Origin of the sequence: Dyadobacter sp. CY347, from assembly GCF_021502655.1 — a bacterium.
GTDB lineage: Bacteria > Bacteroidota > Bacteroidia > Cytophagales > Spirosomataceae > Dyadobacter.
The window spans coordinates 72139-92144 of record NZ_JAKFFT010000002.1 but is presented as its reverse complement, the minus strand read 5'-3'; the positions used below and the strand labels follow the sequence as shown (position 1 = coordinate 92144).

The following is a 20006-nucleotide window of genomic DNA, read 5'->3' as shown; positions in this document are numbered from 1 at the left end:
GGAATATGCAAATGTATAAAAAGCAAAAGGAATAGCAAATAGCTCAAAGCGTTTTCATTATTTTTAAATTCACATTTCAAGCTTACCCAAACATTATTATGCCTTTCGTTAATTTCAATACCAATAAACACGTGAAAATCTGGGACGGCATTCACGGAACGCTCTCACATTCAGACAAGATGACTTTTGGCCATTTCACCATCGATAATGGCACAATCCTTCCTGAGCACAGCCATCATCACGAACAATGGTGCCACATTCTGGAAGGCGAACTTGAATTTGATATCAATGGTGAAAAAATGCTACTTACCAAAGGGATGACGGCTTACATTCCCTCCCACGCACCGCATTCCGCTGTGGCCCATACGCAATGCAAAGTGATTGATTGCTTTACGCCCGTTCGCGAAGATTTTATTGAGCTTGAAAAAAATCAGTAATTGGCCCTGAGCCTGCATTAAAAGCGATTTGAGTGTGCTTTTTAACCTAATTAATTAACATGCAGCACAAATAGAGAGACAGATTGTAAAAAGCGGGAGACTATCTTGATAATGTATAATCGGAACGACTAAAAATATAAAAGCGGACAAAATAACCTCATTTTAATGATAGTTATTCGCCCGCTTTATAAGTGAAAATCCGATGTGAAGTTGATTTGCAAACTATGTTGTTTTACAAATCTAAAAATATAATTGCGACTTAAACCAATTCTCTTTCAAATTGAAGGCCTATTTCTGCCGCAGGAAAACTCAATACGCTATTAAACTCTGTGATTGCCCGATTTACCTGCCTTTGCGAGATACCGCTATATTCTAAGACAAGCAATTTCGCTTGCTGAGCCGATAATCTTTTTAGTTTCCAAAACTGCGGATGATTAATCCCGATCGGTGTGCGGAAGTATTTGTCTTTCGGCTCCCGGATCAATATTTCGTATTCTGTGCTGCGTTGTGGATTGTCGTGCAGGAAATAACCTTTTACTATGACTTTGACCTCTCGTCCACTTTTTAGTTGAAAAATTTTCTCGTGTATCATTACGGGTTTTGTTTAATTGTCGGAATGTGCTGACGCTGCTTTAACGATTTCACAAACTTTGTCAGACAAAACGATATTTACACATAATGATTAGCAAACGGTAGATTCCGTTAGCGTGCGGTCATTTTCAATGGATTAGCCTACCAAATGACCTACAAACTGCGCCTTGTTATCCAGGATCCTGCCGCCCCGTCGGAAGCCCAGCGCACAAGCTTCACCTGCATAAAAGACACCAGCCTGGTATGAATTACCGGCACCATCCGTAGGGAAATCAAAATATTCCTGGTAGATCTTTGGCTGCTCATCGTACTCGCCCTCAACCGTTTCCAGCACTTCACCGCCTTTTTCCAAAATAGAAACATTGGCACCCTCACGCCCGAAAAGCACTTTCCGCACAGACTTTTTATGAGACAATGCATAGCGCTCCGTTTGCAGCAACAGCGGATGATAGGGATAAAGGTCCCACAAGACTTTCAGTATATATTTTGACTGAAACAACAATGTATATGCAGGATTCAGAATAACGGCTTTGCGGTTCTTCACGATATCTGTCAGCATTCCGGCCAGTTCCGGCTCATCATTCCCGATATATTCCCAGGGCACGAGTTTGAACCAGAAATCAAACCGCAGAAAGTCATTGGAATCGGGCACCATTTTGAAAATGCCTTCACCATTGGAAAACTCAACTTCCTCAACATGAGCGAAATCCGTATCAAAACCGGCCTCTCGCGCCGCCTCGGTCAGTATGGCAACATTGGTGTCGTCTTCCGGATAACCGCGCATTGAGGAGAAAAGAATAGACGCATCCAGGTCGCTGTTTGCCTCTTTCAGATAACGGAATTGATTAACGAGCGTTTCGTAGAGGGTGTTGAACTGCTGCGATTCATCGAGCCCGTTCATACGCAGATGCGCCCATTGCACAACAGCTGTTTCGGGAATGCAGGTTGCGGTGTCCGCATTAAACTCGATGAGTTTAACTGGTTCACCATCAATTCCGCCAGCAAGGTCAAAGCGGCCGTACAGGTGAATATGGCGGTCGTCCTCCCAGGATAACTTAATCATTTCAACGAGGTTCTCCGGAATGCCCATCTCCTTAAAAAGCAGATTATCAATCGCATACTGCCCGGCCTCGATCAGCATTTCGTATAATGTGCCGGCCGCCTCATAATATTGAACGGCCTGCTCTTCGGTGACAATTACAACGTCACTGACCACATAAGGAGCCGTGTCGGCGCCGAGCATCCAGTCCCAGCCTACGTTTTGAAGTGCTTTTTCAGGATGATTGGCGAGCGATTTTAATTGAATCATGATGATAATGTTAACCTCCGCTTCTGCCTGCGGAACGTCCGAAGAAACCATTTCTGCCACCTTTGGGGCGGGATGTCACCGTGCGCGTTGTACGGGAAGCATTTGCTTGCTGAACAGCGCTTTGCGACTTGTTATACACATTCGGATCGCTGTAAAAACCCCGGGCTGCGCTGCCATTTCCACGATAGTTGTTCATATATGCATTGTTGGAACTTCTTCCTAGCATATACCCCATCCCACCGTATAAAAGCATGGTAGACAAGCCGCTATGGTGTCCCACAGAAGATTGGTTGTTGCGGATCTCGTCATCGATCAATGCTTTTGCAGCGGCTGTGCTCAGGGAATCGGTGTGGCCGTCGAGGTAAGTAACAATGGCTACGGATTTATCTGCATCGACGCTTTCTTCGTCAGTAATCTTGAATTCTCCGGGTTTGACCTCCTTAATGTGTGAGCGGATGCCTTTGGAGTAATTGGTTTCTTCGTAACTGTAAGCCTCTTCGTCTTCATTGGAACCGCATCCTATCATCCCGATTCCGGATGATAAGATGGTGATTGCCAATGCGCTGCTAATGCTTATATCTTTGGCCCTTTTGAGGAAAGAGCCCTTTCTTAACTGGGTCATGTGATTAGGTTTTTAAGCTGATGATCTTAAAGATAACGCAAAAATCCTTTTATCAGGCTTTTTTGGCGATCTTTTCCAATGCTCCTACAAGCTTGTCCAGGTCACTTATTTTGGTATAAACATGAGGCGTAACCCGCACACAATGAATGTTTTCCCAGTTGATTCCCACGGTGTGGATCTGGTAATCTTTCATGAGCTTGCTATCCAGTTCCTCGGGTTTCATCCCGTCGATGCTCACGCCTGCAATGGCGCAGGAATATTCGGGTTTCAGTGATGTATGGATTTTGACGCCAGGAATTTGCAGTGCTTTTTCGGCCCAGTATTTCTTGAGATAATGCACCCTTTCCTGCTTTCTTTTGGAACCGATGCCTTCCTGGAAATTAATGGCTTCACCTATCGCCTGCTCAATGCAAAAACTGCGTGTTCCCAATGTTTCGAACTTGCGGATATCCTTGCTTTTGGGCTGACTGTTGCATAGCAGCGGCCATATTTTTTCAATTTTATCTTTCTTAATCCACATCATCCCGCTTCCTACGGGCGCGCTCAAAAACTTGTGCAAACTCGTTCCGAAATAATCGCAATCCAGATCTGGGATTTTGTAATCCAGCAAACCGAATGTATGCGCGCCATCCACAACCACTTCAATGCCTTTGGAATGCGCCATATCGCAGATCTTTTTCACCAGCATAATCTGCCCTACCCAGTTGATAATGTGGGTTACGTGAATGATCTTGGTTTTGGGAGTGACGGCGTCGGCAAATGCTTTTACAATCTGGTCGTCGTTTTCTATTGGGAAATCAAATGATAATTGTTTGTAAACCAGCCCGTCACGCATTTCGCGTTGCTTCCAGGCCTGGATCATGTTGGGATAATCCTGAATGGTGCCAATGATTTCGTCACCCTTTTCGAGTGGTAAACCAAAAATAATGGTGTTTAAGGCTTCCGTGGCATTCCGGTTAATGGCAATTTCCTCTGCATCGCAGCCGCCCAGTTTCGCCAGACGCTGCCGGAGCGGCTCGCGGCCTTTATCCATAATCCGCCACATATAGTAAGATGGTCCCTGCGCAGCCGCTTTGTTGTATTTTTCCAAGGCTTCCTGTACGGCAATAGGCGAAGGCGAGACGCCACCGTTATTGAGGATGATAATGTCGCTTTTGCTCGCCGTATAAGCATCCTGGATTACGGACCAGTAATCTTCATTGTCGGCACTGTTGTCATTCCAAAGTTTCTCAGCTTCGCTGAAACTTTCGGCGTGGAGTTCATTAAAAAGACTGTTCAGGCCGAAGGCACCAAAGCCGATGGCCGCGCTCTTTCGGAAAAAGGACCGGCGATTGTTCATAAAAAATGGTTTATAGGAATAGTAATCGAGTGAGCTACAATTTATTAATTAATAGCATCAATCCCAATCATTCCAGAACGTAACCATCCTTTACCGTGGCCATGAGCAACCATTCGTAAGTGTTTACTGGAAGCGGCATAGCGTATTCGTCCAATTGCAGATACATTAAATGCAGATGTGTTGGAGAGCGTTTTTGATAAGCATTATAGCCGGAGCGGCCCATTTCCGCAATTTTATCACCCGCATTCACCCATTGCCCGGGCTGCACTTCAATCATATTGTTATGGGCGTAGTAAAACAGGCCGTCGAGGCAGGGATCGTAAATCCATATCCAGTTTCCGCCGCGGAATTCGCTGTTATATTTCCAGCCCGTTTCGGTTGCGAGCACAATTCCGGCTGTAAATGAAAGAACATCAACAGGTTGCCAGGTCCTGTCGTCCAAATTATCCTGGTCTTTATCCTTCACAAAAAGGTCATGTGCGGGATGGCTGCCGCGCGCATTGTTATCAAAAAGGTCAAAACCTTCGTCGCGGTAGCCTCTTCCGCGGCCGCCTATGGATTCACGCGGCGTGTAACCTTTGATAGGATAAGCAAAATATGACGAGTCAACAACGCGGCAGGTGTCCCTTTTGAATTCACTTCTGATCTGCTGCATTACTGTGCGGAAAGCCAGCCGCCCGGAATCGGGGGAGATCACATTGTCCCGGATATCCAGCTGGATCTGGTTGAATGTGGCGCAGTATTCTTTCATTTTTTCCGAAGGCTCGTCCTCGTTGACCCAGCCGCAAATGCTGAGGATCAGGACAATTCCGGCGATTCTTTTTACTGTCATCAACAATGCTTTTACCATCAACCCTTTATCTCTCACCTATCAGTTAATTGAAGAACGTGCTATGAGTTTTTCTGAACTTAAAATCTTACAAATGTATTTCTAATACATTAAAAAGACACAATCCCGGGCTTTAATCCACGAACACTAAATTTAGTAACAATGCAGAACCGTCGTTTTGGGCGCAGTGGCTGGCAGATCAGCGAAATAGGTTATGGAATGTGGGGACTTGCAGGCTGGACAGGCTCCGACCGTAAGGAAACGGATGACTCGCTGAACCTGGCAGTTGAATCAGGCGTCAATTTCTTTGACACGGCCTGGGGATATGGCGAAGGCCTCAGCGAGCGCATCCTCGGCGACCTGATCCGCCGTTATCCGGACCGTAAATTATATGCGGCCACCAAAATCCCACCAAAAAACCGCCAATGGCCGTCCAAGCCGGACTCATCATTAAAGGATGTTTTCCCTGCGGATTACATTGTTGAGTACACAGAGAAAAGCCTTAAAAACCTAGGCACGGGACGAATTGAATTGCTTCAGTTCCATGTGTGGGAAGACAGCTGGGCGCAGGAAGACGAGTGGAAAGAAGCCATTCAGAAGCTGACGCAGGAAGGAAAAGTCGAACGTTGGGGCATCAGCGTGAACCGCTGGGAGCCGGATAATGTCTTAAAAACACTAGAAACTGGCTTAATAGATGCCGTTCAGGTCATCTACAATATTTTCGACCAGGCGCCGGAAGACAATCTCTTTCCCCTTTGCAAAAAGCTGGATATCGGTGTCATTTCCCGCGTTCCGTTTGATGAAGGAACATTAACAGGCACATTGACAAAGGAAACAACTTTCCCTGCCGATGACTGGCGCTCGACCTATTTCGTACCGGAAAACCTGAATTCAAGTGTGGAACACGCCGAAGCCTTGAAAGCAGATATTCCGGAAGGAATGACAATGCCAGAGCTCGCATTAAGGTTTATATTGAACAATCCGGACGTGCATACCACGATCCCGGGTATGCGCAAACTGCCGCACGTGAGATCAAACATCTCGGCCAGCGACGGCCAGTTGCTCGATCCAAAACTTGCAGAAAAGCTGAAAGAACACCGCTGGGACCGATCTCCAACCCAATGGTCACAATAGCAAAAAAAGGCGTTTCCAGAACAGGAAACGCCTTTTTTATTTATTTATAAAGACCGCTATCCACAGACATCTTGCCGGGGCCGGTCAGAAATAATGTAACGTACACAATCAGAAATGTCAATGCATGTTCCTTGTCGGCCAGCGGATCCGGGCCGTGTACAATAAAGAAAACCACGGTCATGGTGATGATCAACGGAATGAGTGCCGCCCTGGTGAACAGACCGAGAATCACCAAAATTGAGCAAACAAACTCAGCGCCAATCGTCAGATAAAGCGATAACTCCTCTCCAATCCCGATCGGATCGGCAAATGAATGGTCACCTTTTAAAAGGTTTTGCAGCTTCGCATAACCATGCGTGAGCATGAGCAACGAAATGCCTACCCGTAAAATCAGCACGCCCCAGTCGGCTGACGCCGGAAGCTTGATTGGTTTCAAAAATTTTTTCAGCATAATCATTTAGAGGTTATCCATAGCCGGCTGAAAACCAATTCATCCGGTGTAATCTTCCTAACCCTAAAAAACGTATAGTTAGTTTCAATAATTTTTTCTGCCCATCAAATTAATAGTTGTTGTTTATCAAGTTTAATTTTTAGATTTGTCTAAATTAATATTCAGGATTAGTTAAATATAGGATTAAGTATATATGAAGTCACTCATACTCCTGCTGTTATGCACACTCAGCTTGCCAGCATTGGCCCAACATTCTCTTTCGGGTAAGATCATTCTGGAAGAGGGAAACAGCCCGGCATTTGGCGCATCTGTTTATATTGATGAATTAAAAATCGGTGCAACTGCCGATTCCCTGGGACATTATCATATCCCCGGCATACCAAAAGGAAGCTATTCCCTTCGGGTCAGTTTCATTTCGATGCCTAATATCAACGAAAAGAATGTGCGCATTGAGAAAGACTTAAAGCGTGATTTTGTATTGAAGTCCGGTGCCAATGCATTGGATGAAGTGGTGGTCACAGGCACGATGAAAGAGGTTTCTAAACTTGACAGCCCCGTCCCGGTGGACATTATCACCGCAAAATTTATTTACAAAAACCCCGTTCCCAGTATTTTTGAAGGACTAAGCTACGTCAACGGCGTGCGTCCGCAGCTCAATTGCAATGTGTGCAGCACAGGCGATATCCACATTAACGGCCTCGAAGGCCCTTACACAATGGTGCTCATTGACGGCATGCCCATGGTAAGCGGACTTTCAACCGTCTACGGTCTGTCCGGAATCCCAAACAGCCTGATTGAACGGGTTGAAATCGTAAAAGGACCAGCTTCAACGCTTTACGGCTCAGAGGCCGTGGGCGGATTGATCAACATTATCACGAAAAATCCTTCAAAAGCGCCCGTTTTCTCTGCGGATGCATTCAGTACATCGTGGCTGGATTACAACATTGATCTCGGCGTAAAATTTACCGCCGGTTCCAAGGCAAGCTCGCTGCTGGGTGTCAGCTATTTTAATTACCAAAACCCTATCGACAACAACAAGGACGGCTTTACTGACCTGACCTTACAAAACCGCATTTCTGTTTTTAACAAATGGTCATTTAACCGGAAAAACAATCGGCAGGCTAGCATTGCAGCGCGTTACTACTACGAAGACCGCTGGGGCGGGCAGATGAACTGGAACAAAACCTATCGCGGGGGAACGGAGGTCTATGGAGAGAGCATTTACACCAAACGCTTCGAAGTCCTGGGCACTTATCAGCTCCCTATGTCCGAGAAAGTCACTTTGCAATATTCTTTCAGCTCGCATAACCAGAACTCGACTTATGGCCATGTCATGTTTAATGCAGACCAGAAAATAGCATTTGCGCAGCTTTTGTGGGATAAAGAAATTGGCAGGCATAACCTGCTTTTCGGAACGCCCTTCCGCTACACTTATTATAATGATAACACTACTGCAACGCGATTCCTTGACGGAAAAGATCATCCCGACAAAATTCTGCTGCCCGGAATTTTTGTTCAAGATGAGATCAAATCCGGACCTCATGCATTGTTGCTGGGCGCCCGATACGATTATAACAGCCGCCACGGAAGCATTTTTACACCCAGACTTGCTTATAAATACAAATTCAACCAAACCGATGTCGTGCGGTTGAACATTGGTCGCGGGTTCCGCATTGTAAACCTGTTCACGGAGGATCACGCGGCGCTTACGGGTTCGCGCCAAGTAATTGTGAAAGAAGCGCTTAATCCTGAGCAAAGCTGGAATGTGAATGTGAATTATGTAAAAAAGATCGTGACGGGAAGTTCTTTTATCGGCCTGGACGCATCTGTTTTCTATACACATTTCACAAACCGCATCCTGCCCGATTACGATACGAATCCGAATGAGATCATTTATGATAATTTGGATGGTTATGCGGTTTCAAAAGGCATCAACCTGAATCTGGATTTCAATTTCCCTTATCCATTGAAGATTATTGCGGGAGCCACTTATATGGAAAATTTTCAGAAGGAGAACGGCGTCCGGTTCCGGCCTGTGCTGACGGAGAAATATACGGGTGTCTGGTCTGTTTCGTATGAATTTCAAAAGTCGGGCATATCATTGGATTATACCGGAAATATTTACGGCCCTATGCGCCTGCCTATGCTGAGCGAAGAGGATCCGCGGGCGCGGGTTTCACCGGTTTGGTCTTTACAAAATATCCAGGTTACCAAAAAGTTTGACAATGGGTTGGAAATCTACGGCGGAGTAAAAAACCTGCTCAATTTCACGCCACCGGCCAATTCCATTGCAAGATCAAATGATCCGTTTGACAAAAATGTGAAGTTTGATGGCAACGGCCAGGTGATTGCAACCCCGGAAAATCCTTACCGTTTGACGTTTGATCCGTCTTACGTTTTTGCGCCTAACCAAGGCATCAGAGGCTTTCTCGGGATGCGCTATACGTTGCGTTAAATATGAGGTAAATGGGAAATAAATACGGGCATTAGGACGTTTAATTATGATTATTCAAAGATGAAATTCCTTTATAATATTGATATTCATTGATTTGAATAATTTTTGATTGTATATTTGTCCCATCAACTATTTAACACTACATAATCATGGCATTAACAAAGCAATTTGTAAAGAGTAAGTCAGTTTACAAAGTAACATTTACAGTTCCCGCAGAAGCAGCAGTTGAAGTTAAAAAAGTTGCGTTGGTTGGTGAGTTCAACGGATGGAATCCTGAGGAAGCAATCGCATTGAAAAAGCAAAAAGACGGCTCATTCAAAACAAGTCTCGAACTTGCTTCAGGTGAGTATCAGTTCCGTTATATCCTTGACGACGAGAAATGGGAAAACGACTGGGAAGCAGACAAATACGTAGCTGCCGGCGTTGACGCAACGGCTGAAAATTCAGTTGTCGTATTGTAATTTACTATTGCTCCCGGGCACAAAAAAACACCGTAAAGTATCGCTACTTTACGGTGTTTTTTTGTTTTTATATCAAATTAAAAACCGCTCTCGGAAACATTAGATCGTAAAGCTGTCGCTCTCCACATAAGCTTTGATCAGCGCTTCTTCTCCCTCCTTACCCGGAGAGAAATTGCCATGTTCCATGCCCATGATGAAAGATTTGTTTTCCTTTTTGCTGCGGTCGTAAATGTATTTGAAAATGTTCTTGTAATTGATCTCGCCCGTTGTTGGCTCCTTGCGGCCCGGCTCGTCCCCTATCTGGAAATAATCGATTTCACTCCAAGTCCGGTCAATGTTGTAAAGCAGCCGGCCTTCGTTTTTCTGCATGTGGTAAATATCGTAAAGGATCTTGCAGGATTTGCTGTTCACCCCGCGGCAGATTTCGTAGGTCTGGTCGGAAGTTCTCAGGAAGAGGTTCGGCGAATCGCTCAGCGGCTCTAAAACCATTACCAACCCGTGTGGTTCAAGGATTTCAGCACCACGGCGCAATGCATCGATCACGTGACCTGTTTGCACGCCGATTGGTAAATTTCTTTCAAAATCGCCTGGCACAACCGTCATCCACTTCGCATTCACGCGCTTGGCTGTTTCCACTGCTTTTTTGCAGCCATTTAAGAAAATATCAATGTATTCCTGCTTGCCTGCCGCTAATGTATTGGCTCCGTTTCCACCCTTATCCACCACAAAAACGCCCATTTCCATGCCCAGGCGCGTCATTTCTTTGGCAATGGCTTCCTGTTGCTCCTTCGGACGGCCCATCATGCCATTATCTTCAATTGCCATAAAACCCTGGTCAGCCATAAATTTCAGCTGATCGATCACATCTTTTCCGGCGCTGTTCTGAAACATGCCAAAGTGGGAAGCGTATTTAAGCTTGAATTTATTTTTAGCCGTTGGCGCCGTTGCGAAAGCATCTCCTGCTGCAATTGCTGCACCAGCCAGACCAAGGGAAGATTTTACAAAATTTCTGCGGAGCATATTCTTTAAGTTATGTTTAGCAATGTAAAGCTGCCACGCGATTAAATATACCGCAAATCAGGCCGCAAACTTGTATTTCTAGCTTCTTCTCCTCCTTCTCTTCTTCTCTTTCTTACTTTCTGATTTTGTCGGATCGATATTTTTTTCCAATTCAGGCTGAGGCAAATAGGGTGCGAGCTGGACTTTAATCTCTTCCCTGAAAGCATTTTTCACTCCTAATAAAGCTGCTTCCTTCACATCGCCAGCCACCCTGTCTTCCCGAAGCAATTTTACAACTGCCTCTTCGCCCGGCCAGCTCGCGCCCAGATATTTAGCGGCATTTTTACGGACCGAAGCTGGTTCATTAGGATCCAATGCCGTATTACGCAGTAAATAAACTGATTCCGGACTTCCTACTGTTTGTATCGACGCCAGAAGTGAAGACTTTTTGGATTCATTCAGATTTGCTAGCTTTTGCGTAACATAAGAAATACCCGCTTGTTCCAGTAACAATGCACCTGCGTCCCGGCCGACAACTTCATCCGATTTATCCAAAGCCATTTTAAACAGCCGGTCCATTTCCGAATCAAGCTCATAGCGGGTCATCAGGTCAATGTAATGCTCGGTTCCATAAGTTTCGTCGAGGAGCTTGTTTAATGCGGTTAACCCTTGCTGGGAATTGGTAACAAATGATTTATCCAAATGCAGCAGTGCCAATTTGCTCACTTCAATACGGTCAGACGAATTCACATTCATCACATTCAGCAATGCCTGTGATTTCTCATAACCTGCATGAAAGAAGTCAAATGCACGGAAATAGCGAAGCCTGCTTTTAAAATTCACACTTGTATCCGAAGCTGCGGTAGTCAGATAGGGAATAGCTTGCCGCGTTCTGGCCAGCCACACAATGTCTTTTCCGGCACTTGTCGCCACAGGATTAGCGCCAGCCTGGGCCAGCCAAGCAGGGAAAATTCGCTCCCATTGGTCAAAAGCACCAATGCTTAACGCCTCCACCGACCAGCGGTCATTGCCTTTGTATTGCCTTGCAAGTTGCAGCCAAACGTCCAACGCCTCATAAGTATGGTTGTGATTAATCGCCAGCGCACATTCTCTCCTTACTTGCGGGTCAGGATCCGCGGTGAGCCTTTTAATGTATTCAGTTGGGTCGCTGTTTCGCTGCCTTACTGCGCGCAAAGCTGTGATGCGCAAATTCGGGTTCATTTCCCTGAATGCAATGTCGAGGCTGCGATAATTAAAACCTTCTATCCGGTTCAAAACCCACAAGGCACGTGCTCTTATCCTCGGGCTCACGGCAATTGACCTGAAAAGCTCTTCCAGGTAAGGTTCAGCTTGCCAGCCATGCTTCACACAGGCATTCCAAGCCATATAACGCATGGACAAATTGGGGCTTTGCAATGCTTTTACCGCCTGTTCAGGAATAGTAAGGTCGAAAACGGGGATTTTATATAATGAGTCCTTCGGCGCAACGCGGAATATCCGGCCACGGCTTTTATCCTTCATTTTATGCGAACCGATGATGGGATCATACCAGTCCGAAATGATCAGCGAACCATCCGGCGCCACGCACACATCCGTAGGCCGGAACCATTTGTCGCGGGTTCCTTCAATGATCGGCAATATGCCCGTCGATTTATATCCTGCACCATCATTCACAACCGGAAAACCACTCACATTCTGCTGACCTGCATCGGCAAGCAAAACCTGCTCCCAGTAACGTCGGGGCAGTAAAGTGCCTTCATACACCGTCATGCCCATTGGAAAACCGGAGCCCGTTTCAATAAGGTTAGGCACTACGCCAGGGTCATTTTGGTGCCAATGTCTGCGGGGGATTTCGTCTTCCAGGTTCGTACGGTTCAAACGCCAGCTCGCGCCGGTCATTTCATCGATGTAACCAAAATTCCCGTTTTCCATCACATAGGAAACCCTGTCGCCCCCATTGCCAGGCTCTTCCTGGTCCGACTGCCACATGGTCCCGAAACTGTCCACAGCAACTTCAAAGCCGATCCGGAAATTTTGTGCTAATATTTCAACTTTGGTAAAATCCTGATCACACCTGAAAACAACGCCCTGTTTGAACTGCCTGAAATCGATCGGCCTTTCGTATTTATCCAGTAATGGCCTGTCCTGGCCATCCACAAGCTGCCTTCCGGCATTTCCGAAGTTGAAATAGAATTTCCCATCCGGCCCGAAAACGAATGCATGAACACCCGCATCATTCTGTGAGCCGCCGATCCCTTTGAATAAGATCTCCTTTTTATCGGCCTTATCATCGCCATTTGTATCGGTAAAAAGCCACACATACGGGCTTTGCGAAACCACCGCTTTATTTCCCATCACCCAAATCCCCAAAGGCGAATTCAGCTCCGGCCCCTGGTAAAAAACCTTGGTAACATCCGACTTTCCATCACCATCCTTATCCTCCATGATCACAATGCGATCGCCCTGTCCCAACTCCGATTTGCCATTTACAGCCGGGCGGTAGTTGTAAGCCTCGCAAGCCCAAACTCTCCCGCGATGGTCCACATCAATGTTAATTGGGTTGATCACGTCCGGTTCCGAAGCAAACAGCGTTGCCTGCAAGCCATCGGCTACTTTCAGTCCGAGGACCGCGTTTCGTGAAAATCGCTTCTCAGCATCCGATAGGGTTCTATAAAGGCTATCAGGATCATTAACTACTAGTGAATCAGGAAGTTGACAAAGACCAGAAAAGTGAAGAAGAACGAATTGAACTGCAATTAGCAATGCAGACTTAGTAAAATTGGATTGTTTCAAAACAAAAATTGGGTGATGCAGTTGACTCAAATAACGTATAAAATTACCTGATGTTTCCTGAATTAGGAAATGAAGTTTGAAAGAATAAAAGATATTATTAACTTTGTTTTGTTATATTACAAAACACACTAGGTCTGCATTTTTAACTTACTATACACCCTATAAATAGTGAAGCATATAATTAAACAGCTTATAGTTGAGCATTTAATCCGTAGAGGCGAATTAAAAATCAGGCTAAAAAATTTGAGCACTATGACAAGTCCTTCAGATGAGTTACAAAATATTGTTCTTGACGAACTATTGGACGTCAATCAGAAAATTCAACAATTGGAGGCCATCTATAAGTCACTTTAAAATCAACGAATACTCGATATGGAACATATACTTAAACGAATGAGGGAAGCGGGCAGTCTAGCTGAATATGAAGCTGCAAGTAATGAGTGCCTGGAGTATTTTCAGACCGCAACAGAGGCGGAACGGGAGGAGATTGGAAAGTTCATGGTTCAGGAGGCAGAAGAATTGCTCGCAAAATCCAGAGAAACTCGAAAAAAAGCAGATGCTATAATTGCAGAATATCACAAATCAAAAGACGTCAACATTGAAATAAACGGTCAGAAGTATCCGCTTAGCGAGTGGGTTACGATGAAGGAATATTGCAGACGGTTTGGCTTGAAAAATACCATGATCATCAACAACTGGATCAATAGAAACATTATTCCAGAAGAGAATATCCTTAATATTAGCCAATTGAACAACCTTCGGCTCATTAAAGCTGTTCCCTACAAGTGATCAAAAAGGAGCATATGCGCTTGCTTATGCTCCTTTTACAATCCGTTAAGTCGACCTACTTCTTCTTCAACCCACTCAAATAATCAACCAGACTAACCAGCTCCTCCGTGCTCATGGCATCCTGCAAGCCGGCGGGCATCATGGAGTCGTTGAGTTGTTTGATGGATTTTACTTGTGACATTTTGTATTCCTGCGTGGAGCCGCCCGGGAATTTGAGGATCAGATCGGTTTCGGTTTTGCTGGCGACGATTCCGGAAATGGTTGAGCCGTCTTTTAATGTTACTTCAAAACCTTCATAACCAAAGCCAATTCCTGCGCTTGGCTCGAAAATCGCTGCATATTGTGCTTCCTTGGGCAACTTGCTTCCTATTTCAGAAAGTTTGGGCCCAAAATCCATTCCTTCGCCGTTTACCTGATGGCAAACCGAGCAGTAGGATGTAAATACTTGTTTTCCCTTAGACAAATCGCCCGTCATGCCAATCAGGTCTTTCACTTGCGGATGTTTTGAAACTGCTACGGTTCCTCCATCCGTGTATTTGGCCGCTTCCAGTTTGACCGATTTTCTCCAAGCGCCGCTTAATCCTTTTACAGCTGCGGCTTTTTGTTCACCGCTTAGCTTGCCCTCTTTCAGCAACACCAAAACCTGGTCTTCGCCGTTCATGGTTCCACCTAATGACCTGGCAGCGACTGTGCGCAAGCTTGACGGATATTTATCGTCTAATGCAACGGTTTTCAAGATTTCCAATGATTCTTTGCTTCCTACGCCCCTTAATGCTGACACAATTCCTTCACTTTTGGAAACGTCAGAACCTTTGATCACTTCCCAAACCATTTTCCCTCCTCCTTGTTTCATCAATTGCATCGCTGCTGCCGGCCCCGTCCGGCCTGACGCCTGGCTGATGGCCATATCCAGTAACCGCGGATTTTCCGATTCAAGCTCATATTTACTTACCAATTCGAGATAGGCAGGCGATCCGAATGACGAGTCGAGCAACTTTTTAAGTGCGGCCATTGCTTCTGCGTTTTGCTTTACAAATGCCGGATCCAGATGCCTCAATGCCAGTTCGTTCACCTGCGCCTGTTCCGCCGAAGTTCCCTTCATGATCTGCAACAGGGCGAGCGATTTTTCATTTGCAGCGGTGTTAAAATCAAATGCCCGGAAATAGCGCAGCCTGCTTTTCAGATCCGTTTTGGAATCCCCTGCAAGAGAAGCCAGCAATGGAACGGATTCCTTACCGCGTGAACGCCAGACAATGTCTTTACCAGCCTGCGTTGCTATGGCATTCGCCCCAACTTTGGACTGCCATGCTTTGAAAAACGTATCCCATTGCTCGTCAGCACCAATGCCTAATGCTTCCAGATACCAACGGTCCTTTCCATCGTACTGCAATGCCAGCTCAGCCCACATCGCGGGTGCTTTTGGCGATTTGTTGTGATGCAGGATCAATGCGCATTCTCTCCTTACCTGAGGTTCAGTGTCTTTTACCAATAAACCAATGTAGTCGGTAATGTCCACGTCCTTCAACTCGCTGGCGGCGCGTAATGCTGCGATCCGCATATCAGGATTTGAATCCTTTATGGCTATATCAATATTTTTCTTGCCCGAAGCTGGCCATTTGCTTAATACCCATAATGCCCGCGCCCGCATCCGGTCATTTGCTTTCTTGTCTTTAAAAAGCTTCTCCAAGGATGGAATCGCTTTTTCACCCATCTGATTCAAAGCCATCCACGCCTGGTAACGAACCGAAAGATTAGGGCTTTGCAATGCTCCAACGGCGCCGGCTGATGTGGTTAGGTCTGTTTTCGGAATGCGATAAGGTGTATTTGCGGGTGCTATTCTGTATAAACGGCCCCGGTTTTGATCACCGGCCTGGTGTCCGCCAACGCCCGGGTCATACCAGTCGGAAACGATGAGGGAACCGTCGGGGGCGACGCAGACGTCGGATGGACGGAACCATTGGTCCCTTTTGCCATCAACTATATTCGCAATTTTGGCAGTGTAACCTGCGCCGGATTTCTGGACGGGATAAGAGCGGACTACATTATGCCCCGGCTCGCAATGGATCATTTGGTTTTGAAATTCTTTGGGCAAAAGCGAGCCTTCGTACAAAACCATCCCTGTTGGCGATCCCGAGCCTGTTTGCAACAAATTCGGCACCACACCCGGATCGTTCAAATGCCAGTGGCGGAATGGAATGGAATCTTCCATATTCGTGCGGTTTGCACGCCAGCCTGCACCGGTAACCTCATCTGTATAGCCGTAATTTCCATATTGCATTACGTAATTGATACGAACGCCTTTGTTTCCGTCATCATCATTGTCTGACTGCCACATAGTGCCGTAACTATCCACCGCGACTTCATAATTGTTCCTGAAATTATTTCCCAACACCTCGATATTCTTAAAATCAGGATCGCAGCGGAACACCATTCCCTGTCTTAGTTTTTTGAAATCAATAGGCTGGCCATCTTTTCCAATCACCGGATTTCCTTTTCCATCCAATAAATGCCCGCCCTCATTTCCAAAATTGAAATACAACTTTCCATCCGGCCCGAAAATGAATGCGTGCATGCCGTGGTCGTGCTGCTCACCGCCGACGCCTTCGAAGATCACTTCCTTTTTATCAGCTTTTCCATCATTGTTTTCATCCGTAAAAAGCCAGACATAAGGACTTTGAGAAACCACCACGCGATTGCCCATTACCCAAATCCCAAGCGGAGAATTGATCTCTTTTCCCTGATAAAAAACAGTGGTTTTATCTGATTTACCGTCACTGTCCGTATCCTCCATGATCAGAATGCGGTCGCCTTCATCTTTTGTGGGGTTACCGTTGATCGCGGGACGGTAATTGTATGCTTCGCAAACCCAAACCCGGCCCAAATGGTCTACATCAATGTTGGTGGGATTGGTAATGGTGGGTTCCGACGCAAATAATGTTGCTTCCAGTCCATTGGTTACGGAAAGGCCTGCGACTGCGTATTTTGGCGAACGCTTTTGGGATTCGGTAAGGTCTTTATATAGGCTGTCGAGCTTCGAACTCTGAAAAGTACTTGGGTTAACGTGCTGGTAGGAAGCGACCATCAGGGTTGCCAACAAACATCCTGCGGGAAACAGTGCCAGCGTTTTTTTTAAGTTCATGGAGTTTATGTATTACAGTCTGGAATGCGGAAAAATTTGTACAAATCTTGAATAAAGATTGCTAATTTTAAGCATATAAGAGACAAACCACCTGTCATTTACTACCATGAACAAGACTTTTTTTTCCGCAATTGCACTATGTCTGGCTGCCGAGGCAATGGGACAAACTGCCGTTCTATCCCCTGAAATTCAAATTAAAACAGCCGTCCTGGCCGCTCCTGCCGAAAAGCGTGAAGGTGCAAAGGTTTACGGTTACGCGCCCGATGGTTCTCTCAAAGTCCTTCGAGCCGGGAACAATGATATGGTTTGCATTGCGGACGATCCGAAAAAGGAAGATGTAAGTGTTTCCTGCTATTTTGCTGGGCTGGATGCATTTATGGAAAGAGGCCGCGTGCTGGCCAAAGAAGGCAAGAATCCGAAGGAGATTTTTGACATTCGGGAAAAGGAAGTGAAAGATGGCAAACTGATGATGCCGAAGCAATCTTCCACGCTTTTTGCATTGTCGGGAACGAAAGACAATTATGACAATGCAACCGGAGAGCTGAAAAACGGCTATTTGCGCTATGTTGTTTATATTCCCTTTGCAACTGCCGAAAGTACTGGATTACCTTTGAAACCGGATGTTCCGGGCATGCCGTGGATCATGGATCCGGGAACGCACAGAGCGCATATCATGATCAATCCGGCTAAACCCTGACAACTTTTTAGGATCCAAATAGAAGGTATATCGGTGCGGGGACCGTCTTATTGATAAAAATATAATCGATGAAAAAATTAACCGGTCTCTTACTTGCACTTGCGATGTACGCTGGTCATGATAAATCTATGGCTCAAAACGAAACGATCAATTTGTGGCCGGAAGGCAAGGTTCCCAATTTCAAAGCGAATACGGTTGAAGAAAAGTCGGTAACTGGTGATGACAACATTCTCAGGATCAGCGGGGTTTCGGTTCCTACGATGACTGCGTTTATTGTTCCAAAAGAAAAATCGAGCGGCGCGGCAGTGGTGATTTGTCCGGGCGGAGGTTATGGGATCCTGGCCGCTTCTCACGAAGGAAGTGATTTTGCCAAATGGTTTAATGACCGTGGAATCTCTGCTTTTGTGCTGAAATACAGGTTGCCAAGCGAAAAAACGATGACGCATCAGCACGAAGTGCCCTTAATGGATGCTATGCAAGCCATGAAACTGATCCGGCAAAGTGCAGGGAAGTGGAACATTGATGTCAACAAGATTGGTGTGATGGGCTTTTCTGCGGGCGGGCATCTTGCTGCAACATTATCGACGCATTTTGATAAAGGTGAAAAAGCCTCCCCGGAAGCGAAACCTAATTTTTCAATCCTCATTTACCCGGTCATTTCGCTAACCCCGGAATTAGCGCACGGCGGCTCACGCGACAACTTGCTGGGCTCCGAAAAATCCGATGAACTGATCAAATATTACTCTAACGAGCTGCAAGTAAGCGTTCAAACGCCACCCGCGTTCCTCGTCCACGCCATGGACGACACCGGCGTCCCTCCCGAAAACAGCATTGCCTACTATCTGGCGCTAAAAAAACAAAAAATCCCCGCTGAAATGCACCTATACCCCAAAGGCGGCCACGGCTACGGCATGCGGACCGAAGGAAAAGGCTCACTAGCGAACTGGCCGGCAGCGATGGAAGGATGGTTGAAATCATTGGGTTATGTGAGGAATTGATGATCATTTAGTTTATATTTACTGTCAAATGAATGTATTATTTCAATCATTTGACAGTATGCATACACAGATAATTAATATCATGGGAGGGCAAAAGGCCTTCAAACAAAAAATAGACAGCTTTCTGTCCTTTATAGAAGTTACCCAACAAGGAATTCCTATTTCGGTTGCGCAGACGGTTCAGAAGAAAATGAATTTGTCCAACAAGCAATTCGGCGAAATGTTGAATCTGTCGGAAAGCACTTTCCAGCGTCGGATTAAAAATAAATCGGTGCTGTCTCCTGTTGAAAGCGAGCGGGTGATCGACTTTTCCAAGATAATAGCAAAGGGCATGGACGTTTTTGAGGACGAAAATGACTTTAATACCTGGCTCAACAGTCCCATCCTGGCATTAGGAAATAAAAAACCACTCGAATTGCTATCATCCTCTATTGGCAGAGAAGAAGTTCTTAATGTGCTTTTTAGAATAGAACACGGCATTTACTCGTAAGCCATGCTCGTTTTTCGCATTACAAGCCGGGCCTATGCAAACGATCTGCAGGGAACGGGCTGCCTGTACTCGGGCGGCCGATGGCATTATAAGGGAACACAAATTCTGTATACATCTGAGCACGTATCGCTGTCTAAGCTGGAAATTCTTGCCAATTCTTCCTTCATTCCAAAAAATCAGGTATTAGTAACAATAGAAATTCCTGACAATGCATCCATATTGGATATCGGGCAGGAACTACTTCCTGATAACTGGTGGCATTTTCCTTATCCCGACGCGCTGGCAAATTTGACGGAGCAATGGATCGACGAAGGCAAATTCTGGATCATGAAAGTCCCGTCTGCCCATTCATCCAAGGAGTTCAATTATCTCTTCAACCCGGCACATTCCGATCACATGCTTGCTAAGATTATTCGCATTGAAGAAATGTATTTCGATAAGAGACTAAAATAAATCCCCTGATTTATCCCTAG

At 45.8% G+C, this 20006-nt stretch carries 18 protein-coding genes; 9 read left to right on the top strand and 9 right to left on the bottom strand.

The genetic code is table 11. The features are described 5' to 3' along the window. Positions 1–98 precede the first annotated feature (98 nt). Positions 99–437, top strand: coding sequence for a cupin domain-containing protein (locus tag L0659_RS01105; RefSeq protein ID WP_235123676.1), 339 nt, complete (start codon positions 99–101; stop codon positions 435–437). A 259-nt stretch (positions 438–696) separates the two neighbouring features. Here L0659_RS01105 and L0659_RS01100 read toward each other — a convergent pair whose 3' ends face one another. The 5 genes from L0659_RS01100 to L0659_RS01080 form a co-directional block, all read right to left on the bottom strand. Next, positions 697–1029 (bottom strand): hypothetical protein, encoded by a 333-nt coding sequence (locus L0659_RS01100; RefSeq protein WP_235123675.1) that lies wholly within the window; start codon positions 1027–1029, stop codon positions 697–699. Between the two features lie 135 nt (positions 1030–1164). Next, on the bottom strand, positions 1165–2337 hold the full coding sequence (locus L0659_RS01095; RefSeq protein WP_235125224.1) for a glutathionylspermidine synthase family protein: 1173 nt from the start codon (positions 2335–2337) through the stop codon (positions 1165–1167). A 10-nt stretch (positions 2338–2347) separates the two neighbouring features. Beyond that, the gene (locus tag L0659_RS01090; protein WP_235123674.1) at positions 2348–2959 is read right to left on the bottom strand and encodes a hypothetical protein; all 612 of its coding nucleotides are present in this window, start codon (positions 2957–2959) and stop codon (positions 2348–2350) included. 52 nt (positions 2960–3011) lie between these two features. After that, entirely contained in the window at positions 3012–4298 is a 1287-nt protein-coding gene (locus tag L0659_RS01085; RefSeq protein ID WP_235123673.1) for an aminotransferase class V-fold PLP-dependent enzyme, read from the bottom strand. 67 nt (positions 4299–4365) lie between these two features. Then, positions 4366–5130 (bottom strand): M23 family metallopeptidase, encoded by a 765-nt coding sequence (locus L0659_RS01080; RefSeq protein ID WP_235123672.1) that lies wholly within the window; start codon positions 5128–5130, stop codon positions 4366–4368. A gap of 159 nt (positions 5131–5289) precedes the next feature. Between L0659_RS01080 and L0659_RS01075 the strand changes: the two genes are divergently transcribed. Further along, positions 5290–6261: an aldo/keto reductase gene (locus L0659_RS01075; RefSeq protein ID WP_235123671.1), complete on the top strand. Its 972-nt coding sequence runs from the start codon at positions 5290–5292 to the stop codon at positions 6259–6261. A 40-nt stretch (positions 6262–6301) separates the two neighbouring features. On the opposite strand, the gene L0659_RS01070 is transcribed toward L0659_RS01075, so the two are convergent. Next, positions 6302–6712 carry a DoxX family protein gene (locus tag L0659_RS01070; RefSeq protein ID WP_235123670.1) on the bottom strand — a complete coding sequence of 137 codons (411 nt, stop codon included), beginning with the start codon at positions 6710–6712 and terminating at the stop codon, positions 6302–6304. A gap of 193 nt (positions 6713–6905) precedes the next feature. Here L0659_RS01070 and L0659_RS01065 point away from each other — a divergent pair, with 193 nt between their 5' ends. After that, positions 6906–9167, top strand: a complete 2262-nt coding sequence (locus tag L0659_RS01065) for a TonB-dependent receptor (protein WP_235123669.1) — start codon at positions 6906–6908, stop codon at positions 9165–9167. Between the two features lie 149 nt (positions 9168–9316). Continuing rightward, positions 9317–9628, top strand: a complete 312-nt coding sequence (locus L0659_RS01060; RefSeq protein WP_235123668.1) for an isoamylase early set domain-containing protein — start codon at positions 9317–9319, stop codon at positions 9626–9628. A 99-nt stretch (positions 9629–9727) separates the two neighbouring features. On the opposite strand, the gene L0659_RS01055 is transcribed toward L0659_RS01060, so the two are convergent. After that, positions 9728–10648, bottom strand: coding sequence for a hydroxypyruvate isomerase family protein (locus tag L0659_RS01055; RefSeq protein ID WP_235123667.1), 921 nt, complete (start codon positions 10646–10648; stop codon positions 9728–9730). Between the two features lie 78 nt (positions 10649–10726). Further along, positions 10727–13420, bottom strand: coding sequence for a PVC-type heme-binding CxxCH protein (locus tag L0659_RS01050; RefSeq protein WP_235123666.1), 2694 nt, complete (start codon positions 13418–13420; stop codon positions 10727–10729). A gap of 372 nt (positions 13421–13792) precedes the next feature. On the opposite strand from L0659_RS01050, the gene L0659_RS01045 reads away from it, so the two are divergent. Beyond that, positions 13793–14209, top strand: coding sequence for a hypothetical protein (locus L0659_RS01045; RefSeq protein ID WP_235123665.1), 417 nt, complete (start codon positions 13793–13795; stop codon positions 14207–14209). Between the two features lie 55 nt (positions 14210–14264). Here the strand turns inward: L0659_RS01045 and L0659_RS01040 are convergent, their stop codons facing one another. Beyond that, positions 14265–17348, bottom strand: coding sequence for a PVC-type heme-binding CxxCH protein (locus tag L0659_RS01040; RefSeq protein ID WP_235123664.1), 3084 nt, complete (start codon positions 17346–17348; stop codon positions 14265–14267). Positions 17349–17454: 106 nt separating this feature from the next. On the opposite strand from L0659_RS01040, the gene L0659_RS01035 reads away from it, so the two are divergent. The 4 genes from L0659_RS01035 (at position 17455) to L0659_RS01020 (ending at position 19986) form a co-directional block, all read left to right on the top strand. Then, positions 17455–18045: a hypothetical protein gene (locus L0659_RS01035; protein ID WP_235123663.1), complete on the top strand. Its 591-nt coding sequence runs from the start codon at positions 17455–17457 to the stop codon at positions 18043–18045. Between the two features lie 68 nt (positions 18046–18113). Beyond that, positions 18114–19043: an alpha/beta hydrolase gene (locus L0659_RS01030; protein WP_235123662.1), complete on the top strand. Its 930-nt coding sequence runs from the start codon at positions 18114–18116 to the stop codon at positions 19041–19043. Between the two features lie 58 nt (positions 19044–19101). After that, positions 19102–19533: an antitoxin Xre/MbcA/ParS toxin-binding domain-containing protein gene (locus L0659_RS01025; RefSeq protein WP_235123661.1), complete on the top strand. Its 432-nt coding sequence runs from the start codon at positions 19102–19104 to the stop codon at positions 19531–19533. A 3-nt stretch (positions 19534–19536) separates the two neighbouring features. Beyond that, complete coding sequence (locus L0659_RS01020) at positions 19537–19986, top strand: RES family NAD+ phosphorylase (RefSeq protein WP_235123660.1); 450 nt, start codon at positions 19537–19539, stop codon at positions 19984–19986. Positions 19987–20006: the final 20 nt, after the last annotated feature.